This is a genomic window from Novosphingopyxis baekryungensis DSM 16222, assembly GCF_000420305.1.
GTDB classification, from domain to species: Bacteria; Pseudomonadota; Alphaproteobacteria; order Sphingomonadales; family Sphingomonadaceae; genus Novosphingopyxis; species Novosphingopyxis baekryungensis.
Genome location: NZ_ATUR01000002.1, coordinates 600,945 through 624,109 on the forward strand (window position 1 = coordinate 600,945; position 23,165 = coordinate 624,109).

The 23,165-nt window shown below is 62.7% G+C and carries 21 protein-coding genes; 14 read left to right on the forward strand and 7 right to left on the reverse strand.

All coding sequences use genetic code 11. From position 1 onward, the window contains the following. Positions 1-56: 56 nt before the first annotated feature. The 4 genes from G410_RS0102935 (at position 57) to G410_RS0102950 (ending at position 2,941) form a co-directional block, all read left to right on the forward strand. Entirely contained in the window at positions 57-575 is a 519-nt protein-coding gene (locus G410_RS0102935) for a MarR family winged helix-turn-helix transcriptional regulator (RefSeq protein WP_022672169.1), read from the forward strand. Positions 576-669: 94 nt separating this feature from the next. Continuing rightward, positions 670-987 (forward strand): phosphoribosyl-ATP diphosphatase, encoded by a 318-nt coding sequence (locus G410_RS0102940; protein WP_022672170.1) that lies wholly within the window; start codon positions 670-672, stop codon positions 985-987. A 59-nt stretch (positions 988-1,046) separates the two neighbouring features. Beyond that, complete coding sequence (locus tag G410_RS0102945) at positions 1,047-1,424, forward strand: histidine triad nucleotide-binding protein (protein WP_022672171.1); 378 nt, start codon at positions 1,047-1,049, stop codon at positions 1,422-1,424. 101 nt (positions 1,425-1,525) lie between these two features. Then, positions 1,526-2,941 carry a sodium-dependent transporter gene (locus tag G410_RS0102950; protein WP_022672172.1) on the forward strand — a complete coding sequence of 472 codons (1,416 nt, stop codon included), beginning with the start codon at positions 1,526-1,528 and terminating at the stop codon, positions 2,939-2,941. Positions 2,942-2,972: 31 nt separating this feature from the next. Here the strand turns inward: G410_RS0102950 and G410_RS0102955 are convergent, their stop codons facing one another. Then, on the reverse strand, positions 2,973-4,226 hold the full coding sequence (locus tag G410_RS0102955) for a multidrug effflux MFS transporter (RefSeq protein WP_022672173.1): 1,254 nt from the start codon (positions 4,224-4,226) through the stop codon (positions 2,973-2,975). 126 nt (positions 4,227-4,352) lie between these two features. Between G410_RS0102955 and dinB the strand changes: the two genes are divergently transcribed. After that, positions 4,353-5,453 carry a DNA polymerase IV gene (dinB, locus tag G410_RS0102960; RefSeq protein ID WP_022672174.1) on the forward strand — a complete coding sequence of 367 codons (1,101 nt, stop codon included), beginning with the start codon at positions 4,353-4,355 and terminating at the stop codon, positions 5,451-5,453. A gap of 32 nt (positions 5,454-5,485) precedes the next feature. Here the strand turns inward: dinB and G410_RS15385 are convergent, their stop codons facing one another. The 3 genes from G410_RS15385 to gyrB form a co-directional block, all read right to left on the reverse strand. Then, positions 5,486-6,046: a fasciclin domain-containing protein gene (locus G410_RS15385; protein WP_022672175.1), complete on the reverse strand. Its 561-nt coding sequence runs from the start codon at positions 6,044-6,046 to the stop codon at positions 5,486-5,488. 16 nt (positions 6,047-6,062) lie between these two features. Beyond that, positions 6,063-7,133: a hypothetical protein gene (locus G410_RS0102970; protein WP_022672176.1), complete on the reverse strand. Its 1,071-nt coding sequence runs from the start codon at positions 7,131-7,133 to the stop codon at positions 6,063-6,065. Between the two features lie 98 nt (positions 7,134-7,231). Beyond that, on the reverse strand, positions 7,232-9,811 hold the full coding sequence (gene gyrB / locus G410_RS0102975) for a DNA topoisomerase (ATP-hydrolyzing) subunit B (RefSeq protein ID WP_022672177.1): 2,580 nt from the start codon (positions 9,809-9,811) through the stop codon (positions 7,232-7,234). A 106-nt stretch (positions 9,812-9,917) separates the two neighbouring features. Between gyrB and G410_RS0102980 the strand changes: the two genes are divergently transcribed. Further along, positions 9,918-11,351 carry a M20/M25/M40 family metallo-hydrolase gene (locus G410_RS0102980; RefSeq protein WP_022672178.1) on the forward strand — a complete coding sequence of 478 codons (1,434 nt, stop codon included), beginning with the start codon at positions 9,918-9,920 and terminating at the stop codon, positions 11,349-11,351. Between the two features lie 4 nt (positions 11,352-11,355). Then, the gene (locus G410_RS0102985; RefSeq protein WP_022672179.1) at positions 11,356-12,927 is read left to right on the forward strand and encodes a class I adenylate-forming enzyme family protein; all 1,572 of its coding nucleotides are present in this window, start codon (positions 11,356-11,358) and stop codon (positions 12,925-12,927) included. Positions 12,928-12,940: 13 nt separating this feature from the next. Here G410_RS0102985 and G410_RS0102990 read toward each other — a convergent pair whose 3' ends face one another. Then, entirely contained in the window at positions 12,941-15,499 is a 2,559-nt protein-coding gene (locus G410_RS0102990) for an HWE histidine kinase domain-containing protein (RefSeq protein ID WP_022672180.1), read from the reverse strand. Next, on the reverse strand, positions 15,496-16,035 hold the full coding sequence (locus tag G410_RS17255) for a biliverdin-producing heme oxygenase (protein ID WP_022672181.1): 540 nt from the start codon (positions 16,033-16,035) through the stop codon (positions 15,496-15,498). The genes G410_RS0102990 and G410_RS17255 overlap by 4 nt, the downstream gene beginning before the upstream one ends. 116 nt (positions 16,036-16,151) lie before the next feature. Between G410_RS17255 and guaA the strand changes: the two genes are divergently transcribed. The 7 genes from guaA to G410_RS0103030 all read left to right on the forward strand — a co-directional run bounded on the left by guaA (position 16,152) and on the right by G410_RS0103030 (position 22,016). Continuing rightward, positions 16,152-17,726 (forward strand): glutamine-hydrolyzing GMP synthase, encoded by a 1,575-nt coding sequence (guaA, locus tag G410_RS0103000; RefSeq protein ID WP_022672182.1) that lies wholly within the window; start codon positions 16,152-16,154, stop codon positions 17,724-17,726. A gap of 81 nt (positions 17,727-17,807) precedes the next feature. After that, on the forward strand, positions 17,808-18,512 hold the full coding sequence (locus G410_RS0103005; protein WP_022672183.1) for an endonuclease III domain-containing protein: 705 nt from the start codon (positions 17,808-17,810) through the stop codon (positions 18,510-18,512). Beyond that, positions 18,506-19,174 (forward strand): endonuclease III domain-containing protein, encoded by a 669-nt coding sequence (locus G410_RS0103010; RefSeq protein WP_022672184.1) that lies wholly within the window; start codon positions 18,506-18,508, stop codon positions 19,172-19,174. Before G410_RS0103005 ends, G410_RS0103010 begins: the two co-directional genes overlap by 7 nt. Continuing rightward, positions 19,171-19,518: an ArsC family reductase gene (locus tag G410_RS0103015; protein WP_022672185.1), complete on the forward strand. Its 348-nt coding sequence runs from the start codon at positions 19,171-19,173 to the stop codon at positions 19,516-19,518. The genes G410_RS0103010 and G410_RS0103015 overlap by 4 nt, the downstream gene beginning before the upstream one ends. A 185-nt stretch (positions 19,519-19,703) precedes the next feature. Continuing rightward, a complete protein-coding gene (locus G410_RS0103020; RefSeq protein ID WP_022672186.1) occupies positions 19,704-20,564 on the forward strand; it encodes a DMT family transporter in 861 nt (286 codons plus the stop codon). A 64-nt stretch (positions 20,565-20,628) separates the two neighbouring features. Beyond that, positions 20,629-20,910: a DUF427 domain-containing protein gene (locus tag G410_RS0103025; RefSeq protein ID WP_022672187.1), complete on the forward strand. Its 282-nt coding sequence runs from the start codon at positions 20,629-20,631 to the stop codon at positions 20,908-20,910. Between the two features lie 77 nt (positions 20,911-20,987). Beyond that, positions 20,988-22,016: a glycerophosphodiester phosphodiesterase gene (locus tag G410_RS0103030; protein WP_051137197.1), complete on the forward strand. Its 1,029-nt coding sequence runs from the start codon at positions 20,988-20,990 to the stop codon at positions 22,014-22,016. 1 nt (position 22,017) lies between these two features. On the opposite strand, the gene G410_RS0103035 is transcribed toward G410_RS0103030, so the two are convergent. Beyond that, positions 22,018-23,154: an endonuclease/exonuclease/phosphatase family protein gene (locus G410_RS0103035; RefSeq protein ID WP_022672189.1), complete on the reverse strand. Its 1,137-nt coding sequence runs from the start codon at positions 23,152-23,154 to the stop codon at positions 22,018-22,020. Between the last annotated feature and the right edge of the window lie 11 nt (positions 23,155-23,165).

A 23,165-nucleotide genomic window follows, 5' to 3' on the forward strand; every position in this document is an offset into this window, starting at 1 on the left:
GAGGGTGCAATCTGCCCGATCATCGCGTTTTGCCAAGGTTCTGAGGATCAAGATTGATGGTCGACCGGTCCAGCAGCCGTTTCCCCGCCGCCTCGCCCATGTTCCTGCGCGAGGAAGAGGTGCGGCGCGGGCTGGAGCTGATGCATTTCGCCCATGCCGCGCTGACCATCGCGAGCGATGACGCGCTGGCCAAGGCGGGGCTCGGCCATGCCCATGCGCGGTGCCTCTATTTTATCGCGCGCGATCCGGGGCTGAGCGTGAAGGCGCTGCTGGGCTTTCTCGGCATCACCAAACAGTCGCTCGGCCGGGTGGTGGCGGACCTGAGCCGCGATGAACTGATCGTCGTGAAGGAAGGGCGCAATGATCGGCGCCAGCGTCTGCTTTCGCTGACCGAAAAGGGCCGGGACGTGGAATGGCGCCTGTTCGATCCGATGCGTGCCCGCATGGCCAGGGCCTATGCCGCAGCCGGGCAGGAGGCGGTGACCGGCTTCTGGCAGGTGCTGGAAGGGTTGCTGGAGCCGGGCGACCGCCGTCTGGTGGAGGGGCTTGCGCGCGTCAGGCGCGAACGCGTCTGACGAAAGGGGGCCTGACTACAGGTGGGTTCGACAGCAGGAGACTTGACGGCAGGGGGCTTGACGGCGGGGGTCTGGCCGGGCCAACCCACACGCCATGAGTGACATATTGCACCGCCTAGAAATGACCGTCATCGAACGCCGCGAAGGCGATCCGGACAGCAGCTATGTGGCGCGTCTGCGGGCAAAGGGACGCGGCAAGCTGGCACAGAAGCTTGGCGAGGAAGCGGTGGAAACCGTGATTGCGGCGGTATCGGGCGATCGGGATGCGCTGATATCGGAATCGGCCGATCTGCTGTTCCATCATCTGATGCTGCTGGCCGATTGCGGCGTGCGTCTGGAGGATGTGGAACGCGAGCTGCAACGGCGCGAGGGCCTGTCCGGTCTGGCCGAAAAAGCGGCGCGCCCGGATTGAACACCCGCCATTTTGATGCGGACAACGCAATTTCATCTGGATAACGCAAGGAGACGAGCATGACCGTCGATGCCACTTCCGCCTATGACGACCAGAACATCTTCGCCAAGATCCTGCGCGGCGAAATTCCGTGCGATACGATCTATGAAGACGATCATGCGCTGGCCTTCCGCGATATCAACCCGCAGGCCCCCATTCATGTGCTGGTGATCCCCAAGGGTGCCTTTGTCAGCTGGGACGATTTTTCGGCCAAAGCGGACGATGCCACTATAGCCGGGTTCATCCGGGCGGTGGGAGAGGTCGGTCGCATGCTTGGGCTGGTGGAGCCGGGCTACCGCCTGCTCGCCAATATCGGCCATGATGCCCATCAGGAAGTGGCGCATCTGCATGTTCACCTGTTCGGCGGCGCAAAGCTCGGGCCGATGCTCGCGCGCTAAGCCTGGCCGGTTTCAGGGCAATGGCCTCGCCAGTCCGTTTGTCTTTTGCGATCAGCCGCATATAAGCGCCTGCTTATCCGAATAAACGAGAGGGTCCACAGATGGCAGCAGCCGGCGCAACCGCAACCGAAGGCTGGTCTTCGCGATGGGGCTTCATTCTGGCGGCAACCGGATCGGCCGTGGGGCTGGGCAATCTCTGGCGCTTCCCCTCGCAGGCTGGTGAGAATGGCGGCGGTGCGTTCGTTATTTTCTACATCATCTGTGTGGTGCTGATCGGTCTGCCGGTGCTGCTGTCGGAAACGCTGATCGGCCGGCATGGCAAGGGCGATGCGATCGAGAGCACCAAGGTGGTCGCGCGCGACAGCGGCGCGTCCACCGCATGGTCCGCGCTGGCCGGTATCGGCATGCTCGGCGCGTTCCTGATCCTGACCTTCTACAGCGTGATCGCGGGCTGGGTGCTCTATTATATCGGCCTGTTTGCAGGCGATGTGGTCAGCAGCGTACAGAATGGCGCGGTGCTGGGCGGGGCGTTTCAGGGCCAGTCGCTGGAACAGATCCAGGACCATCTGCCGGCCCTGTTCGCCAACAATCCGCTGATGCTGGGCATGCACGCGCTGTTCATGGCGATCACCGTCTATGTCGTCGCGCGCGGGGTGCACGGCGGGATCGAGAAGATCGCGGTCTATCTCATGCCCACCTTTTTCCTGCTGCTGATCGGCATCACCATCTATTCGCTGGCCACCGGGGCGGCTGGCGAAGCGCTGGGCTTTCTGTTCGCGTTCGATCCGGCGCGTCTTCTGAAGCCCGATGTGATGCTGGCCGCGCTGGGGCAGGCCTTCTTCTCGCTCTCGCTCGGCTCGGCCATGATGATCACCTATGGCGCCTATGCCGATCGCAAGACGAACCTGGCCAGCACGTCCACCATCATCGCGGCGGCCGATACGTCGGTGGCAATCATCGCCGGCCTCGCCATCTTCCCGATCGTGTTTGCCGCCGGGCTGGCGGTGGATAGCGGCCCCACGCTGATGTTCCAGACGCTGCCTGCCAGCTTCCAGACCATGCCCGCGGGATCGTTCATCGGCTTTCTGTTCTTCCTGATGGTGTTCTTCGCCGCGCTGACCAGCTCGGTGGCGTTGCTGGAGGCGCCGACGGCCTGGGTGATGAAGCGGTTCAATCTGGCGCGCGGCGTGGCCACGGTGCTGCTGGGCGGGATCGCCTTTGCCATCGGCATCCTGTCGGCGCTGTCGTTCAATCTGCTGGCCGACTGGCACCCGCTCAACTTCAGCATTTTCGAAGGGCAGAATTTCTTCGATATTACGGACACGCTGACCGGCAAGATCCTGCTCCCGCTGTCGGCGCTGTTGGTGGCGGTCTTCGTCGGCTGGATCGCGGACAAGCGGCTGACCGACCATGAAAACGGCATCAGCGGCGGCTTGCACCAGACATGGCGCTTTCTGGTGGCCTGGCTCTGTCCGCTCGCCGTCGGTGCGATCCTGGTCTACGGTCTGCTCGGTTGATCCCGCTGGCCGGGCAAGGGCAGGGGCAGCGTTAGAGCTGCACCTGCCGCGTGTGGCGCGGACGGGTGAACAACTTGCCCTTTTCGGACCAGATCAGGAGCATGAGCGCCGCGCTGCCGCACAGCAGGAAGCCGGTCACCAGCGGGATGACCGTGCCGTCGAAGGACTGACCGATCACCACGCCCAGACCGGCGGCGCACAGCATTCGGCAGCTGTTCTGGAAGCTTGAGGCCGCGCCCGCCATATGGCCGAAGGGCTCCATCGCGATCGACGAGAAATTGGCACCGATAAAGCCGCACATGCTCATGGTGAGGGCGTGCAGGATCAGGAACGCCGCCAGACTTTCTCCGCCCTGTGCGACGACCAGATGAATGGCGGACAGCGCAATGAAGGCGATCAGGGCGCTGTGGCTCACCCGCCGCGCGCCGAAGCGCATGACAATGCGGCTGTTGAAGAAGCTGGCGAGCGCCATCGCCCCGGCCACCCCGGCAAAGGCATAAGGGAAGATGTCGGCCGCGCCGAACACCTCGAAAAAGACCTGCTGCGCGCTGTTGATGAAGCCAAACAGCGCGCCAAAGGCGATGCCCGATCCAAACATATAGCCCAGCGCCTGGCGATGCGTGATCACCTTGCTCCACACCTCGATGATGGAGGAGGCCTTGATCGGGATGACATTGTCCGGGTTGAGCGTTTCCGGCAGGCGTTTGTACACCCAGAACCCCACGCCCGCGCCCATGAGCGCCAGGAGAACGAAGATCATGTGCCATCCGGCAAAAGCAAGCACGGCGGAGCCAAGCGTGGGGGCAATCACCGGCACGCCCATGAAGACGATAAATACAAAGCTCATCAGCTGCGCCATGGCATCGCCTGAATAACGATCGCGCACGATGGAGCCGACCAGCACGGAAAAGGCACCCGCGGCCAAGCCCTGTGCCAGCCGAAGGCCGACCAACGTGCCGAATGTGCCGCTGAAAATGGAGAGCACCGACAGCATGGTGTATACCCCCACGGCGCCCAGCAGCACCGGTCGCCGCCCGAACCGGTCGCTGAGCGGGCCGTAGAACACCGCGCCCAGCCCGGTGCCGATCAGATAGGCGCTGACAATCCACTGCCGTGCATTGGGATCGCTCAGGCCGTAATCGCGGGAAATGAAGCCTAACGCGGGCAGCATGGCATCGATGGCCAAAGCATTCATCGCCATGAGCGACGCCATCATGCCGACAAATTCCTTGGGGCCAAGCGCGAATTCTTTCACGCCGCGGGTGAGGGTGGCTTCATTTTGCATTGCAGCAATATGCGTTCGATCGAACGACAATGCTATGCCGAAGGGCGCAACTTTTCTCCTGTCGCCCGAAACATTGGCTTGCGCTGTCAATATGATGCCCATCCGCTATATCGGATATCGCCTTCTATGACCGACGACGCGCCGCCCCTTCGCAAGATTATCCATGTCGATATGGACGCGTTTTTCGCCAGCGTGGAGCAGCGGGATTTTCCGGAACTACGCGGCAAGCCCGTGGCCGTCGGTGGATCGTCGCAGCGCGGCGTGGTGGCCGCAGCGAGCTATGAGGCGCGGGTGTTCGGCGTGCGATCGGCCATGCCGTCCGTTACCGCGGCGCGGCGGTGCCCGGACTTGATCTTCGTGAAATCGCGATTTGACGTGTATCGGGAAGTGAGCGGGCAGATCCGCGAAATTTTCAGCCGCTATACCGATGCGATCGAGCCGTTGTCGCTGGATGAAGCCTATCTGGATGTGACCGAGGACAAGCTGGGCATCGGCTCGGCAGTCCGCATCGCCAAGGCCATTCGCGCGGCGATCAAGGCGGAAACCGGGCTGACCGCCAGTGCGGGGGTGAGTTACAACAAGTTCATCGCAAAGCTGGCGAGCGACCAGAACAAGCCCGACGGCATGTGCGTGATCCTGCCCGATCAGGGCCCCGCCTTCGTCGCGTCGCTACCCGTCAAACGCTTCCATGGGGTGGGGCCGAAGACAAACGAGAAGATGGCGCGGCTCGGTATCCAGACCGGCGCAGACCTGCGCGAAAAGGATGTCGCCTGGCTGGGCGCGCATTTCGGCAGCTGGGCGGAAGGGCTGCACCGTATGGCGCGCGGGATCGATTACCGCCCGGTGCGATCGAGCCGGATCCGCAAGTCGCTGGGCGGAGAGCGAACCTATTCCGAGGATAAATGGACGGAGACGGACTTGCGCGAGGCGCTGGACGGGATCGTCGAGATCGTCTGGGACCGCATTGCCGAGCGGCAGGTGCGCGGACGCACGGTGACGCTGAAGGTCAAATTCGCCGATTTCCGCCAGATCACGCGAGCGCACTCGCTGGACCGGGCGGTGACCGGGCGGGAAGAGTTTTCCGCCATCGGCCATCATCTGCTCGATACGGTCATGCCCGTGGAAAATGGCGTGCGCCTGCTCGGCCTCACACTGGGATCGCTGGAGCGGGACGGGGAAGCAGAAGAGACCGAACAGCCCCGTCAGACCGCATTTTCATTCGACTGAAGAGGCCACGCGCGCGGCGCGCGCCATATGCTTTATTCCTGCGGCGCGATCAGCCGATCGATGCTGTAGATCACGCCATTGCTCGTCTCGATCGGCGCACCGACGATCATTGCGGCCTGATCGCCGCTGCCGATGGCCACGCGCTCGCCCTGTTTGCTGAACGCCAGCATCCCTTGCGCAACATTGGCCAGCTCGGCGGTGCCGCCGGCTCCGTCGATCGCGGACATCAGGTCTTCCTGTGTGACCACCCCCGGCGCGATGTGATAGCGAAGAAGGGCGATCAGCTCCGGCCGCCCCTCATCGTTGTTCAGGCGCGCAAGGGTGTCCGCATCGACGGCCTTGAATGCCTCGTCGGTCGGAACGAACAGGGTGTAGGGTGCCGGTCCGTTCAGAGCCTTTTCCAGCCCCGCCTGTTTCAGCATGGCTGCCGCGGTCGAAAGCTCGCGCACCCCGTCCAGCGTCGCGATCAGGCTCTCCCGTTCGCCGGGATTTTCGCTGACGTTTGCCGCCTTTTCTGCGGCGCTGTCATCACAGGCACCCAATGCCAGAAGAACGGGAAGCGACATCAATGCCGCAAATTTGCCGATGGTCATGTGTTGGAGTTCCCGTTCACGTCAGCAGCTGAATGGCGGCCTGGACCAGCCTGGTCGTCGGATCGACCTGATACACATAGCCGTCGCTATATCGATACAAGGACTGCGCATCGTCACGGTACTGATCGCGATAGCCATAGGGCACATTATACATGTCGTAACCCGATGGGATGCGCTGGCCGACGGTAAAGTCATTGCCCGTCAGCAACCCGGCGATGGACGTGATGGTGTTGGACTGCGGATTGACCCCGAACAGCGTATTGTCGGCATAGCGATAATTGTCCGCACCGCCGCCATAATAGCTGTTGTAATAATCGGGCACCGCATCGGCGGCATATTGCTGCGGCCAGCTATTGCCCTGGAACAGCGCGCCGCCCACCAGCGGCAGGAAAGCCGTGATCAGATTGTTGCTGCCGCCCGTGCGATAGGCGTAGCCATCCGAATAGGCATAATCATCATTACGATAGCGCGGAGACCATCCAAGATAGTGATAATAGGGCCGCCGCTGGCTCAGCTGTCGATCGTAACGGGCAATTTTCTTCGCCTGGCCGGGTGGCAGACAGCCGTTATTCTTCGCGGCCAAGCCGGGGGGACAGCCGGTGATCAGGCCATAGTCGTCATCGCGCTGGGGGCGAAAGCGCAGACGGCCGTCCTGACTGAGGTCGAACAGACGCCGCTCGGCGGTTCGGTCCCCCGCCACGAAGCGCCTCGCCGTGTCGACTACATCGATGCGGTTGCCGTTCCGATTGCGCTCGATGCGGTCACGATTGCCATTGCCCTGCACAACCTGTCGGGCATCATCGATATTGCCACGAATATCTTTTCGTGCGCGGTCGATTTGCCGCTCGATCTGCTGCGCGTTCTGCTTGGCGGCCTTTTCGATGGGCTTGTTTTTTCCTTTTTGGTCCCCGCGCTTGCCGCTGTTGCCGGGGGAAAGGTCGATTTTGCCTATGGCTGCATTGCCGCCGGCATTGCCTTTCCCGTTGCCATTGCCATTGCCCTTACCGTTTCCATTGCCATTCTGGGCTGCAGCAGGCGCCACAGACAGCATGGCGAGCGAAGCGGCTATCAACATGATCTTACGCATCACGCATCTCCTTATTAAGCAACCGAAACAAGGTGCGCGCAGCTAAGTTCCCGAACGAGCGGCCATGCCTGGTCGTGAAGATGAATCGTCGCGGCCGGTCAGACGTCCAGATTGGCCACATCCAGGGCATTGTCCTGAATGAACTCGCGGCGCGGTTCGACGACGTCGCCCATCAGCTTGGTGAAGATCTCGTCGGCCACATCGGCCTGCTCGATCTCGACCTGCAGAAGCGCACGATTTTCCGGGTCCAGCGTGGTTTCCCACAGCTGCTCGGCGTTCATCTCACCCAGACCCTTGTAGCGTTGCACGGCCAAGCCCTTCTTGCCGATGCCGAGCACGGCGTCGAGCAGCTCGCTGGGCCGGGTGACGCGGGTGCCGGCGGCCCCGCCATCGTCCGCTCGTCCGGGCACGCGGTTGGGCGTGTTTTCCTGATCGGGGGCGTCCTCATCGCTGGCCAGCACATCGTCCGGCTCCGCCTGTTCGGCTTCCTGATCGGCGGCCTTCTGGCTGATCAGACGGCTGGCGGCGGCATAGCTTTCGCGCTCCTCGCTCGCCAGCTTGTGCAGTTTGCGCGCTTCGGCGGAACCCAGGAACGCCGCATCGATGCGGTGATGGTCGGTCACGCCGCGCCACAGCCGCTCGAAACGATAGCCGCCTTCTTCACCGACATGGGCGGACCAGCGGCCCTCCTCATCGGCGGCATCCATCCAGCGCGCCGCTTCGTTCGCGGCGGCCTGCCGCTGCTCGGGGGTGAGGGCAGGGTCCAGCGCCTGTGCCAGCGCCAGCGCCTCGACGATCGCGGGATCATAGCGGCGCGGGATATAGGCCATCAGGCTGCGCATGCGGCGGGCATGCTCGACCAGCTGCCGCAAATCGGGCCCGGCGCGCTGGCCGCCCTCCGTCTCCAGCACCATGGAGCCAAGCCCCGTATCGATCAGATAGGCATCGAGCGCGTTGTTATCCTTCAGATAGACCTCGCTCTTGCCACGGCCCACTTTGTAGAGCGGCGGCTGCGCGATGTAGAGATGCCCGCGCTCGATGATCTCCGGCATCTGCCGGTAGAAGAAGGTGAGCAGCAGGGTGCGGATATGCGCGCCGTCGACATCGGCGTCGGTCATGATCACGACCTTGTGATAGCGCAGCTTTTCGACGTTGAAATCCTCGCGCCCGATGCCGGTGCCCATGGCCTGGATCAGCGTGCCGACTTCCTTGCTGGAGAGCATGCGATCGAACCGCGCGCGCTCCACGTTCAGGATCTTGCCCTTCAGCGGCAGGATCGCCTGATAATGCCGGTCACGGCCCTGCTTGGCGGAGCCGCCGGCGCTGTCACCCTCGACCAGAAACAGTTCGGACTTGGCGGGATCGCGTTCCTGACAGTCGGCCAGCTTGCCGGGCAAGGAGGCGATGTCCATCACGCCCTTGCGCCGCGTCAGCTCGCGCGCCTTCTTGGCGGCTTCGCGCGCGGCGGCGGCGTCGATCACCTTTTGCACGACGGCCTTGGCGTAGTCCGGATTTTCCTCGCACCATTCGCTCATCCGATCGGCCATCAGGCTTTCCAGCGGCTGGCGCACTTCGGAGCTGACCAGCTTGTCCTTGGTCTGCGACCCAAACTTGGGATCGGCCAGCTTGACCGACACGATGGCGGTAAGGCCCTCGCGCATGTCGTCGCCCGTCAGCTTCACCTTTTCCTTCTTCATTGCGCCCGATTTCTCGGCGTAATTGTTCAGCGTGCGGGTCAGCGCGGCGCGGAAGGCCGCCAGATGCGTACCGCCATCGCGCTGCGGGATGTTGTTGGTGAAGGTCAGGACGTTTTCATAATAGCTGTCATTCCATTCCAGCGCGACTTCGATGCCGATGCCGTCCCGTTCGGAACTGATCGAGATCGGATCGGGCAGCAACGGGGTCTTGTTGCGGTCCAGATATTTTACGAACGCACCGATGCCGCCCTCATAATAAAGCTCGCGCTCGGCAGGCTCTTCATGCCGGCAATCGCGGATGACGATGCGCACGCCGGAGTTCAGAAACGCCAGCTCGCGATAGCGATGTTCCAGCTTGTCGAAATCGAACTCGGTCACATTCTTGAACGTGTCGGCCGACGGCGAGAAGGTGACGCGCGTGCCGCTATACGGTTCGCCGCCGCGATCGGGCGAGGGGCCGCGATCTTCCAGCGGGGAGACGGCATTGCCATGCTCGAAGCGCATCCAATGTTCCCGGCCGTCGCGCCAGATGGTCAGTTCCAGCCATTCGCTGAGCGCATTGACCACAGAGACGCCCACGCCGTGCAGGCCGCCGGACACCTTGTAGGCATTGTCGTCGTTCGTATTCTCGAACTTGCCGCCCGCATGCAGCTGAGTCATGATGACCTCGGCCGCAGAGACGCCTTCGCCCTTGTGCATGTCCACCGGAATGCCGCGGCCATTGTCTTCAACGGAAACGGAGCCGTCGGCGTTCAGCTCGATCAGCACCTTGTCGCAATGCCCGGCCAGCGCCTCGTCGATCGCATTGTCGGACACCTCGAACACCATATGGTGCAGGCCCGATCCATCGTCCGTATCGCCGATATACATGCCGGGGCGCTTGCGCACGGCGTCCAGGCCCTTGAGGACCTTGATACTGTCTGCGCCATAGGCGTTCTGGTTGGGACCGGCGGGCGGGGTGTTTTCGGCTGTTTCGCTCATGAAACGGATATAGGCGGAAAATGCGCACTTTGGAAGGCGAACCCCCCTTCCATCCACAGCTAATCGGTGCTCAACTCGGCAAGACCACGCTTCTGGGAGAGTCCGCATGAAATATTCGCTGCTTGCCACCGTCGCCGCCGCCACTCTGGCGGGCTTTGCCGCCGCTCCCGCCGCCGCGCAGACACCCACCGGCATGATGGGCGATCTGCGCCCCGATCAGCAGGATTTCCGCGGCCTTTACCAAGAGCTGGTAGAGACGAACACAACCGTCACCAATGGCAGCTGCACGCAGGCCGCCGAGCAGCTGGCCACGCGCCTGAAGGCGGCTGGCATGGATGCGGCCAACCTCACCGTCTTCACCACGCCCGAGCATCCCAAAGACGGCGGGCTGGTCGCCATCTATCCCGGCACCGATGCCGCGATGGAGCCGATGCTGCTGCTCGGCCATATCGATGTGGTGGAGGCCAAGCGCGAGGACTGGGTGCGCGATCCGTTCAAGCTGATCGAGGAAAATGGCTATTTCTACGCGCGCGGCGTGGCCGACGACAAGGCGATGTCGGCCATCTGGGCGGACACGCTCATTCGTTTTGCCAAGGCGGATTACAAGCCGAAGCGCACGGTGAAAATGGCGCTGACCTGCGGCGAGGAGACCGATACCGCATTCAATGGTGCGCAATATCTGGCGAATGAGAAGCGCGATCTGATCGATGCGGCCTTTGCGCTGAATGAGGGCGGTGGCGGACGGACCGACGGCCAGGGCCATCTGATGGTGCAGACCATTCAGGTGGGCGAGAAAATCTATCAGGATTTCAAGCTGGTCGCGACCAATCCGGGTGGCCACAGCTCGCAGCCGGTGCCGAAAAATGCAATCTATGAGATGGCGGCGGCGCTGGAAAAGGTGGGAGCCTATGAATTCCCGGCCGAGTTCAATGACACCACGCGCGCCTTTTTCCAGAAGTCCGGCGCGATGCGGCAGGATGAGACCGGCGCGGCGATGACCGCGCTGGTGGCGAATATTGACGATGCCGATGCGATGGCGATCGTGAACAGGGATAAATCGCTGCACTCCATGCTGCGCACAACCTGCGTCGCCACGATGATCGACGGCGGCCATGCGGTGAACGCGCTGCCGCAGCAGGTGGAGGCCAATGTGAACTGCCGCATCTTCCCCGGCCATACCCCTGCCGAGATCCAGACGGAGCTGACCAAGGCGATCGGCGATCCCGGTATCACGATCACGATGGCGCGAGAGGACAAGCCGCTCGCCAGCTCGCCCCCGCTCGATCCCAAGCTGATCGGGCCGATGGAAACGCTGGCGGCAAAATATTTCCCCGGCGTGCCCGTGATCCCGGCCATGTCCACGGGCGCGACGGATGGACTCTATATGTCCGCCGTCGGCATTCCCACCTATGGCGTGCCGAGCATCTGGGGCGATCCGGACGGCAATGGCGTGCATGGTCTGAACGAGCGGGTGGAGGTGAAGGCGGTCTACACCGCGCGCGACTATCTTTATGATCTGGTCAAGGATCTGGCGGGCTGATTGGATGACCACGCAGGAAGACATTTCCACCAGGCTGGAAGCCGAATATGGCAGCTGGCCCGCCATCCTGAGCGACTGGGCTGCTGTCCAGCCGGATGCCGACATGCTGATCGACGCGAATCGCCGGATCAGCTGGGGTGAGGGGATGGCGACCATCGACCGCATCGCCGCACGGCTGCAGGCCGACGGGCTGGTGCGCGGGCAGGCGGTGGCCATCCTCGGCACCAGCAGTGTGGATTATGCGCTGGTCTATCTCGCCGCGATCCAGGCGGGGGGATGCGCTGCGCCCCTCACCACCTCCGCCGCGCCCAGGCAGCTGGCGGCGATGATGGTCGATAGCGGTGCATCGCATCTGTTCATCGACACAGCCAAGCGCGCCGAGCTGGCTGAGAGCGGCGTCACGCTACCGCCGCTCAATATGGTGATGCTGGACAGGGCCGAGGGCGATGCGCCAGCGCTGGCCGACTGGATGGCGGAGGAGGGCGCGCGGCCCGAGCCGGTGTCTCCGCATGTCGGCGATCCGTTCAACATCATCTATTCCAGCGGCACCACCGGCACGCCCAAGGGCATCGTGCATGCGCATCTCATGCGCTGGCGGCAGGCGGCGGGCGGGTTCAAATCCATCTATGCGCCCGACAGCCGCACGCTTTGCAGCACGCCGCTTTATTCCAACACCACCTTTGCGGTGTTCCTGCCGACCATGTTGTGGGGCGGCGCGGCCTATATCATGGGCAAGTTCGATGCCGAGCGCTGGCTCGAGATTGCCGAGGCCGAGCATATCACCCACACCATGCTGGTGCCGGTGCAGTATCAGCGGCTGCTCGCCGCGCCTTCCTTCGACGATCATGATCTGTCCGCCATGCAGTATAAATTTTGCACCAGCGCCCCTTTTTCCGCGGCGCTGAAGGAGGAGGCGTTGCGCCGCTTCCCCGGCAGCCTGACCGAAATCTACGGCATGACCGAGGGCGGCGTGGTCTGCATGCTGCACGCCCATAAATTTCCGGACAAGCTGCACACGGTCGGCCAGCCGCTTCCCGGCCATGAGCTGATCGTGGTGGATGAGGACGGCAAACGCCTGCCCGCCGGCGCGAAGGGAGAGATGGTGGGCCGATCGCCAACCATGATGACCGGCTATCGCAACCGCCCTGATGCCACCAGCGCGATGGAATGGCGCGATGCCGATGGCAATTTGTGGCTCAAGACTGGCGATATCGGCGTGATCGATGAGGATGGTTTCGTCCAGATCGTCGGCCGCGCCAAGGACATGATTATTTCGGGCGGCTTCAACATCTATCCTGCCGATCTGGAAGATGCGCTGATGACCGTGGACGGCGTCGACGATGCCGCCGTGGTGGGCGTCCCGTCCGAACAGTGGGGCGAGACGCCAGTGGGTTTTGTCACGCTGACGCCCGGCACGCGCCTTGAAGCTGATGCGATCATGGCATCGGTGAATGCCGATCTGGGCAAGACGCAACGCCTGTCGGTGGTGCATGTTCTGGACGAGATGCCACGCAGCCATATTGGCAAGCTTCTGAAAACGGATCTACGCGTCCTGGCCGCGCAGCGGGCGGCATGACGACGCGCCAGGATCAGGTCTCTGCTCGCGCTTTCAACTTGCTCAAGGCGCGCTCCAGATCTTCCCGCCGATAGGGCTTGGCAACGATAGGCGTCCCGGGGAATTTCTCCGCAATGCTGCTGTTTTCGCCATAGCCGGTGGTGAAAATGAACGGCTTGCCAGCCTTCATCAGCCGCTCGGCCACCGGCAGGCTGTTTTCATTGCCAAGATTGATGTCGAGCAGCGCGAGCTCGACATCTTCCTCATCGAGCTTGCGAAACGCTTCGCCGACGCTGCCGACGACCATGACGCCATTTGCACCCAGCGCCTTGAGCATTTCTTCGGCATCCAGCGCGATGATCAGATTGTCTTCGACGATCAGCGTACAGCCCAGATCGCGCTTCGTGCTGGCCGCTACCTCCGGTTCCGGTTCCGGCTCGGCTTTGCTGTCGTCATGTTCGATGCGCTGGATGCAATTGGCAGGCACCATATATTCCGCGACAAGGCCGGTCAGTTCGAACCGCACATCGGCTTGCCCGCCCAGTTCATAGGGGATGGACCGCTCGATAATGGTTGAACCGAAGCCGCGCCGTGTGGGTGCCCGTACGGGCGGACCGCCGCTTTCCCGCCAGTGTAGATCGATCGACGCATCTTCGCGTTCCGCCACATCGATATCGATCCGGCCCGAACTGTCCGAAAGCGCGCCATATTTGACCGAATTGGTCAGCAGCTCATGGATCACCAGCGCGATCGCCGTGAAGGAATCCGGCTTCAGATAGGCGTCCGGACCGCGAACCTTGATGCGCGATCCGAATTCCTCGGCATAAGCCTGGCATTCATTGCCGATCAGTTCCCTGAGCGAGGCCGGAGCCCAATGCTGCCGCGTGATCTGGTCGTGCGCGCGGGCAAGCGCGTGAATACGGCTGCCGACGACCTCCGCGAAATCTTCCACATTGTCCGATCCGGCATGGCTTTGCTGCACCAGGCCGCGGATGAGGTTCAGGATATTGCGGACGCGGTGGTTGAGTTCCGCGATCAGCAGTTCCTGCTTCTCACTGTCACGCGCGCGGGCTTGGGCGTTGCGATCCGCAATGCGCAGCACAAGCTCCACCAAGGTGGTGCGGAAGGCTTCGGCCGCCCGCAGTTCCGCGTCGTTCCAGGACCGCGATTCGCCGCGCACTTCCTCGGTCCAGGCCTCAAAACTCTTGCGCGGATGCAGGCGATCGCCAAACTGGTCGGAAACCACGGCCTTTTGCGGATTGCCGGCCCAGTCGACATTCTTGGCCACCTCCGCGCGGAACAATACCACAAAGTCGCCCGGCGCACGCGACAGCGGGATCGACAGCAGACCAGCGGCGCGCTGCGCATAATCCTGCGCCGCGTCATGCTCAGCTACGATCGATTTGGTCGCGAACACCCTGTGGGGTGCCTTTTCATCCAGGAACGGCAACAGCGCGCGGAATTCATTTTCGTTCGGCGTATCGCCATAGGAAACGAAGCGCCCCTTGATCCAGCCGACAGCGCCGTCATGCGGGATGACATCGGCAATTTCCTTGATGATGAAATCCAGCTGGGAGGCCAAATCATCGCTATCGGCCAGCTTGGGCAGCAGCCGGTCGCGCATGGCGTCGGCCCGGATCATCTCGTCCCGCAGCAGATCCGCCTCGCGCTGGTCCAGCGTAAAGGCGAACAGTTCGCCGAACAGTTCGGCGGCGGTGCGAATGGGGTAGGGCAGCACACGCGGCGCCTCGTTATGGCAGGCGAACAGCCCCCACAGCTTGCCGCGTTTCAGGATGGACACCGACATCGACGCACCGATCCCCATATTCTTCAGATATTCGATATGAATGGGAGAGACGGCGCGCAGCGTGCTCATGGAAAGATCGAGCGGTTCGGCATCGCCGCCCGCCATGATCGGTGCGGTCGGATCGTTCACGTCGCTGATGATGCGCAGCAGGTTGCGGGTGTAGAGCTCACGGGCCTGTTTGGGAATATCGCTGGCCGGAAAGCGCAGCGACAGGAAGCCTTCCATGCCGCTCTTCACGCTTTCGGCAAACACCTCGCCCGATCCATCTTCACTGAAGCGATAGACCATCACGCGGTCGAATCCCGTCAGCGCGCGCAGCTGGCGCGCCGCCTCCGTGCACAGGCCTTTCATGTCCTCACGTGTCTGCACGCGGGCAATCATCGGCCGGACATAGCTTTGATGGTCGCGGATTTTCTCGCCGATCGGCTCGAATTCCATCACGAAATGGTCGCCCGCCAGATGCAGCGCGGCATCGAACAGGCGTCCATCCTCGAACAGGTCCAGCCCGAACATGCGCTCGACCATGTCCGCCATGGAAAGCGACTGCAGGCGGGAGCGGATATCGTGCACTGCGGATGGTGCCAGCAATTCGGTGATCGGCGTGCCGATCATCTCGGCTGCCGGAAGGCCCAGAATGTCCGCGCTATTGTCCGAAGCATAACGCACCATCCATTGGCGGCCGACCGCGATCAGACATCCAAAGGACTGCACGCGTCCGGGCACATGAATGGGCTCCCGGTCGCAATTGGTCAGGTCGACAACGTTATCCCTGCGATCGATGGTCATGCCGGCACGCCCGCCAGCACATGATCCAGCGCCTGTTCGAAGGCGGCAAAAGTGGCCGCGGCGCCCTTTTCGATGGCGCGCCGTTCTTCATCATCCGGCCCAAGCGCGTCGAGCTGCGCCACGAGTGTGCGCCAGTGCGCCTCATGGCTGCGGTCGGCCAGATAATGGTCACTGCGCCCGGCGTCCGGCGCTTCCTTGCCCCAATAATCGCCGCGCTGGATCAGCCTGTTGCCGAGGCGCGATCCGAGCAGGATATAGGCAATGCCCAGCGGATGCTGCGGTCTGGCCAGAGCGGGCGGCACGAAATCGTCCTGCGCCAAGCCAAGCGCTGCGGCGTCTTTTTCCAGCAAGGCGCTCAAATGCGTGTCGGCGACAAGCGGACAGTCGGCAAGCTGCGCTTCTGCGGCGCGCGCGGCCAGGCGATGCGCCTGAATGAACCGCGCATAATCGCCCCGATCGGCAAGATCGAGCTTGCCGAATGCGGCATCGATGCTGTCGTGCAAAGCAGCCGTATTCCGGCGAAGATCAAAACGCATACAGTCTTCTAGATAATGGACGGGGGCGAAACAACTGCTCCATGTCAACTTTGCCTAAGCTGAACGGAACCGTCGCGTTGCTGGACTATCGGCGTCCAACCGCATAATCGCGCGGCATGACGATCCATCCTTCCGATTCCATCCTTATTGTCGATTTCGGCAGCCAGGTTACCCAGCTCATCGCCCGCCGCGTGCGCGAGGCCGGGGTCTATTCCGAAATTGCGCCCTTCAACGCTGCGCAAGAGGCGTTCGAACGGATGAAGCCCGCCGGCATCATCCTGTCGGGCAGCCCGGCCTCCGTCCCGGACGATGGCAGCCCGCGCGCGCCGCAATGCCTGTTCGACAGCGGCCTGCCGATCCTGGGCATCTGCTATGGCCAGCAGGTGATGAGCGAACAGCTGGGCGGCACGGTTGCGCCGGGCGGCGCGGATGGGGAGCGCAGTGGCGAATTCGGCCGCGCCTTCATCACCGTGTCCGAACCCTGCGTGCTGTTCGAAGGATTATGGGAGGTCGGCGAACGGCATCAGGTGTGGATGAGCCATGGCGACAAGGTGACCGAATTTGCGCCGGGCTTTCGCATCGTCGCGACCACCGAGGGCGCGCCCTTCGCGCTGATCGCCAATGACGCGCGCCGCTATTATGGCACGCAGTTCCACCCCGAGGTGGTGCACACGCCGGACGGCGCCAAGCTGATTGCCAATTTCGTGCGCCATGTCTGCGGGCTGGCGGGCGACTGGACCATGGCCGAATTCCGCGCCACCAAGATCGCCGACATCCGCGCGCAGGTGGGCGATGGCAAGGTCATCTGCGGCCTTAGCGGCGGCGTCGACAGCGCGGTGGCTGCCGTGCTGATCCATGAGGCGATCGGCGACCAGCTGACCTGCGTATTCGTGGACCACGGCCTGCTGCGCACCAAGGAGCGCGAACAGGTGGAGACCCTGTTCCGCGACAGCTACAATATCCCGCTGGTGGTGGTGGACGCCGAGGCCATGTTCCTGGACGGGCTGGCCGGAGAGACCGACCCGGAGAAGAAGCGCAAATTCATCGGCAAGACCTTCATCGACGTGTTCGAGGCGGAGGCCAGGAAGATCGGCGGCGCGGATTTTCTGGCGCAGGGCACGCTATATCCCGACGTGATCGAATCGGTATCCTTCACCGGCGGTCCCTCGGTCACGATCAAATCCCACCATAATGTCGGCGGCCTGCCCGAACGCATGAACATGCAGCTGGTCGAGCCCTTGCGCGAACTGTTCAAGGACGAGGTCCGCGACCTGGGCCGGGAGCTTGGCTTGCCGGACGCCTTTGTGGGCCGCCATCCATTCCCCGGCCCCGGCCTCGCCATCCGCATTCCGGGCGAAGTGACCAAGGAGCGCTGCGACATCCTGCGCAAGGCGGACGCCATCTATCTCGAGGAAATCCGCAAGGCCGGGCTGTACGATGCGATCTGGCAGGCCTTTGCCGTGCTGCTGCCGGTCAAGACCGTCGGCGTGATGGGCGATCACCGCACCTATGACAATGTCTGCGGCTTGCGCGCCGTCACGAGCACCGACGGCATGACCGCCGATGTATATCCTTTCGATGGCGCCTTTCTGAGCGCGGTCGCGACCCGGATCGTGAATGAGGTGAATGGCATCAACCGCGTGGTGTATGACTATACGTCGAAGCCGCCGGGCACGATCGAATGGGAGTGATCCGGCGGCATGCGATCATTTGTGGGATGATGGCGGCCGAATCACTCGGCACCGCGAGGGGCCGCCGCGCATTGGGCTGATATGCAACTCGCTCTCGGCTCCGATCCGCGCACCGATAGTCTGCGCCGCACCCAAATGGTGCTGATAGAGCGGTTCGGACGCATCGAGCGGCAGCATGCCAAGCGGTACGATCCGGTCTGGACGCTGGTGCAGGGCGTGATCGGTGCACGCAGCAGGACCGAGATTTCCGACGCCGCGACCGACCGGCTGCTGGCGCGCTTTGGCAGCTGGGAGCAGGTCGCCGAGGCACCGGTGGCGGAGCTGACGGCGGAGCTGGCCACGCAAACTTTCCCCGAACAATCCGCCACACGGCTCAAGGCCTGCCTGCAGAGCATCATGGCCGAGCGCGGCGAGGTGGATCTGCGGCATCTGTCCAATTTGCCGACCATCGCTGCCATGCTATGGCTGGAAACGCTGCCCGGTGTGGCGCGCAAGATCAGCGCGGGCATCATGAACACATCGCATTTCGCGCGCCGCGTGGTGGTGATCGACAGCCATCACCGCCGCATCGTGCAGCGCATGGGGCTGGTGCCGCCAAAGGCGGACACAGCGCGCGCCTATGATGCACTCATGCCGATCATGCCGGATGAATGGGACGCGCCGGAGATCGACCAGCATCATCTGCTCATGAAGAAGCTGGGTCAGACGCTGTGCCGCCCGTCCAGCATGGCCTGTGCGGAATGTCCGGTGCGCGCCGATTGCCAGACAGGAGCGCAAGAATGCTGAACGACACCGACGTCGAGACCATATTCGAACGGCTGCGCGATGCCATGCCGGGGCGCACGGCGGACGCCAAGGGGCCGAAGGACCAGCCCAGCCCGTTCCGCAGCTGTATCGGCTGCATGCTCTCCGCACAGTCGCTCGATCGCAATACCGCGGCGGCGACCACCGCGCTGTTTAAGCTGGCCACCACGCCGGAGGCGATGCTGGCGCTCGACGATGCGACCATAGCCGCCGCGATCAAGCCGTGCGGGCTGTATAATATGAAGGCGCGCAACATTCGCAAATTCTGCGAAACGTTGATCGGCGAACATGGCGGGGTGGTGCCGGACACGCGCGAAGGCCTGCTGAAAATGCCCGGCATCGGCCGCAAATGCGCCGATATCGTGATGAGCTTCACCTTCGATGCCGACGTGATCGCGGTCGACACCCATGTCCACCGCGTCTGCAACCGCATCGGCCTGACCGATGCCAAGACCGCAGACAAGACCGCCGAGCAGCTGGTCGACCGCGCACCGGACTGGGCCCACCGCGATGGCCATTTCTGGCTCATCCAGTTCGGCAAACGCATCTGCGTGGCGCGCAGTCCGAAATGCGATATCTGCCCTGTGTCCGATCTGTGCGAATGCTATGCGGCGCAGCAGACTGAAAAGGATCTCGATGAATGACAGTCACCGTTTACGGCATTCCCAATTGCGACACGATCAAAAAGGCACGCAAATGGCTGGAGGGGCATGATGTCGCCTATGCATTTCACGATTATAAGAAAGCCGGGATCGACGAGCCGCAGCTGACGCGATGGATCGAGGCAGTCGGCTGGGAGCCGCTGCTGAACAAGCGCGGCACCACCTATCGCAAGCTGTCCGATGACGACAAGGCGGATATCGACGCGGCCAAGGCGGCGCGGCTAATGGCGGCGAATCCGTCGATGATCAAACGCCCGGTGGTCGAAGGGGCGGGGGATCTGATCGTGGGTTTCGATGAACAGGTTTACGCGGACCGCCTAACCTGAGATCGGCGCTATGGCCGCTGTCCTACACGGGATGCATTGCGCTAGGCCACCGGCCATGCCCGCCTGTCGGTTCCTTCACTCCCCATCTGCACATGGAGGCCGTTGCGGGATGTGTTTTTCCAGAAGACGTATCGGGACCATCGTGAACTTATTCAGCTTCAGGGCCCAAATATGAACGGCCGGCCATGAACGGCACGGTGCTGGCGATCCTGCTCGGCCTATGTTCCGCGGTCACTTTGGCGGCGGCCAATTACAGCGTGAAGGCGGGCAGCGACATATTGGCCAGCCGTGCCATATTGCAGGGCAGTGCCTCTGTGCTGATGTTGCCGGTGGTGCTGTTTCTCGTGCCCGCACCGACGCCCGCTTTATGGGGCGCCCTGGCGATCACGGTGCCGGTGCATTTTCTCTACCAGCTGGCCCTGATCGGCGCGCTGAAGCATGGCGATCTCAGCCTGGTGTTCCCGATCATGCGCGGCGGCGCACCGATGCTGACGGGGATCAGCGCCTTTCTGCTGCTGGGCGAGCGTTTGTCCGGCCTGGAGATGACGGGGCTTGCCGTGGCGACTGGGGCGGTAATCCTGTTTGCCTTGCCGCCGCGCGGCGTAAGGCTGGCGGCGCATCCGGATCGGCGGGCGCTGGGGCTGGCCTTGCTGACGGCCAGCGGCATCGCGCTGTATAATGTCACCGATGCGCGCGGCGTCCGGCTGGCGGGCAATCCTTTCAGCTTCATCGCCTGGCTGTTTTTGTTCGATTGTGTGGGCATATTGGCGCTGACACTGGTGCGGCGGCGCGGGCAATTGATGGAGGCGGTTCGGCTGCGCTGGCGCTATGGTGTGGCGGGCGGTGTCTTGTCGGTCCTGAGCTATGGCGCGGCGCTTTATGCCTTTACGCTGATGGAGACGGCCAAGGTCTCCGCGCTGCGCGAAACATCGGTGCTGTTCGGCGCGTTGCTGGGCGCGGTGCTGCTGAAGGAAGGCTTGGGGCCGCGCCGGATCATGGCCGCGCTGGTTCTGGTGGCGGGGCTGGCGCTCATGCAGCTGGGGTGAAGCGGAGCGAATGGGGCAGGGCGGCGTTGTCTGCGCCAAGAGACCGGAACAAAGGAACGATGTGATGAAGGCTATTTGGAAAGACCAGATCCTGGCGCAGAGCGACGATACCGTGATGGTGGAAGGCAATCACTATTTTCCGGCAGACAGCCTGGATATGCGCTATTTCAAGGATAGCGACACCACCAGCGTCTGCCCGTGGAAGGGCACCGCATCCTACAAGTCCGTCATGGTCGACGGGGCAATCAACAAGGACGCGGCCTGGTATTATCCCACGCCGAAGGAGGCCGCGTCCGAGATCGCCGGCCATTATGCCTTCTGGAAAGATGTTGAGGTAAGCGCTTGAAATGGAATGCCCGCGGCCTTGCGCTGTTCGCGCCCTTGCTGCTCGGCGCGTGCGCGACGACGGATGTCGCCACCCCCATGACGGCGCGCGCAATGCCTGATTTTGCCATCATCGCCCATCGCGGCGCCAGCGGAGAGCGCCCGGAACATACGCTGGCGGCCTATCAGCTGGCGATCGATCAGGGCGCGGATTTCATCGAGCCCGATCTGGTGCTGACGAAGGACGGCGTTCTGGTGGCGCGGCACGAAAACGAGATTTCGGACACCACCGATGTTTCGCGGCACCCGGAATTCGCCGACCGCAAGACCAGCAAGACGATCGACGGAGTTCGCACCACCGGTTGGTTTACCGAAGATTTCACGCTGGCCGAATTGAAGACCTTGCGGGCAAAGGAACGCTTGCCCCGGCTGCGGCCGGCCAATGCGCGCTATGACGGCCAGTTTGCCATTCCGACGTTCGACGAGATTATTGCCCTGGCCAAGGCCGGTGGAGAGAAGCGCGGACGTGTGGTGGGGGTCTATCCGGAAACCAAGCATCCCGGCTATTTCGCGTCGATCGAACTGCCCCATGAGGCGCCTTTGCTGGCGGCGCTGGAGGCGGCGGGCTGGAACAATGCGCAGGCGCCCGTGTTCGTGCAAAGCTTCGAGGTCGGCAATCTCAAGGCGCTGGATGCGGCCAGCGACGTGCGGCTCGTTCAGCTGATGCAGGAAGAAGGCGGCCCGGCGGATATGCCGGATATCCGCTATCGCAATATGCTCACCGCTGGCGGACTGCGCGCCATTGCCAGCTATGCCGATGCCATTGGCCCGCAAAAATCGCTGGTGATCCCGATCGCCGAAAATGGACAGCTTGAAGAGCCGACGGCGCTGGTCGGCTGGGCGCATGATGCGGGATTGCTGGTCCATCCATGGACATTCCGCGCGGAGAATTACTTCCTGCCTGGCGATCTGCGGCAAGGCGACTCACCGGCCGATCATGGCAATCTAGCGGCGGAAATAAGCGCGTTCATCGCCGCCGGCATCGATGGGCTGTTCAGCGATCAGCCGGGACTGGCGGCGCAAGCGCTGGGCAAGCAACCGCCGTCCGACGAAGAAAAAGCGGACTAGGCTATTCGGCTTCGTTCCGTTTCTCGCGCGCCCCATCGGTCGTTCCCGTGGCGCGCTCGATCGCTTCGGTTCGCAATCCCTTCTCGATAATATTGTTGGTTTCGCGCACGTCCTCACGCTCGATATTTTCCGGCTCTTCGTTCAGCCGGTCGCCCAGTTTGGGCACCAGGCAAATCTTGCCCAGGATCGGAAGATGATCGGAGCCCACGGTGTCGAGCACCTTCAGGCTGTCGATCGAGAATTCTTCGGTGAAATAGATTTGGTCGAGCGGCCAGCGAAAGGCGGGCAGCTTGGCCGGGAAGGTGGCATAGAAGCCCCGGCCGATGCGCGGATCGAGATAGGTCCCGATGCGCTTGAACAGCTCCGACGTGTCGGACCAGGCGACATCGTTGAAATCGCCCATCGCCAGCACCGGCAACCTGGATTGCGCGGCAAGTTTCGCCCCAATGGCGATTTCCGCATCGCGTTCCTGCGTATCGGTGCCAGCCTGCGGAGGACGCGGATGAAGGCCCATATAGCCGAAGGAACGGCCCGATGGCGTGCGCATGCGGGCGAATATGGACGGGATATCGTTCTCCACCAGATAATGGACGGACAACTCATCGGTCTTGAGGCGGCTCATGAACACAAGGCCATATTTGTTCGAGATCGGCACCTCGCGAACATGCGGATAGCGCGCAGTGACGGCCTTCAGCGCATCGACCCAGCGCTGGTCCGTTTCCAGCAGCATGACCATGTCGGGATCGGTCCGCTCCAACAGTGCGATGGTCTGTCCATAGTCGCGATTGTCCTGGAGCACATTGAGCGACAGCGCGGTAAAGCAGTGCTGGGCGGACAGTTCGGCATCGGCTTCGATGAACTCCACCTCGGGCTTGGCCAGAAGCGTGTAGCGATGGATGCGATAACCCTGCCAAAGGGTCACGGCCAGAAGAACGCCTGCAATCACCCAGCGGCGGCGGCGGCGCAAGCTGACGGCGGCAATGATGGTGGAGATGCCGGCCAAGGTGAAGATCGCAAGGCGCGGATAATCCCACAGACGGACCCACCACTGGTTCGACGTCGTGAAGCTGGCCAATGTGACCAGAACCAGGAATATGGTGATGGCCACCAACAGCCAGAAGCCAATTTTGCGCAACATGAAAGAACTCC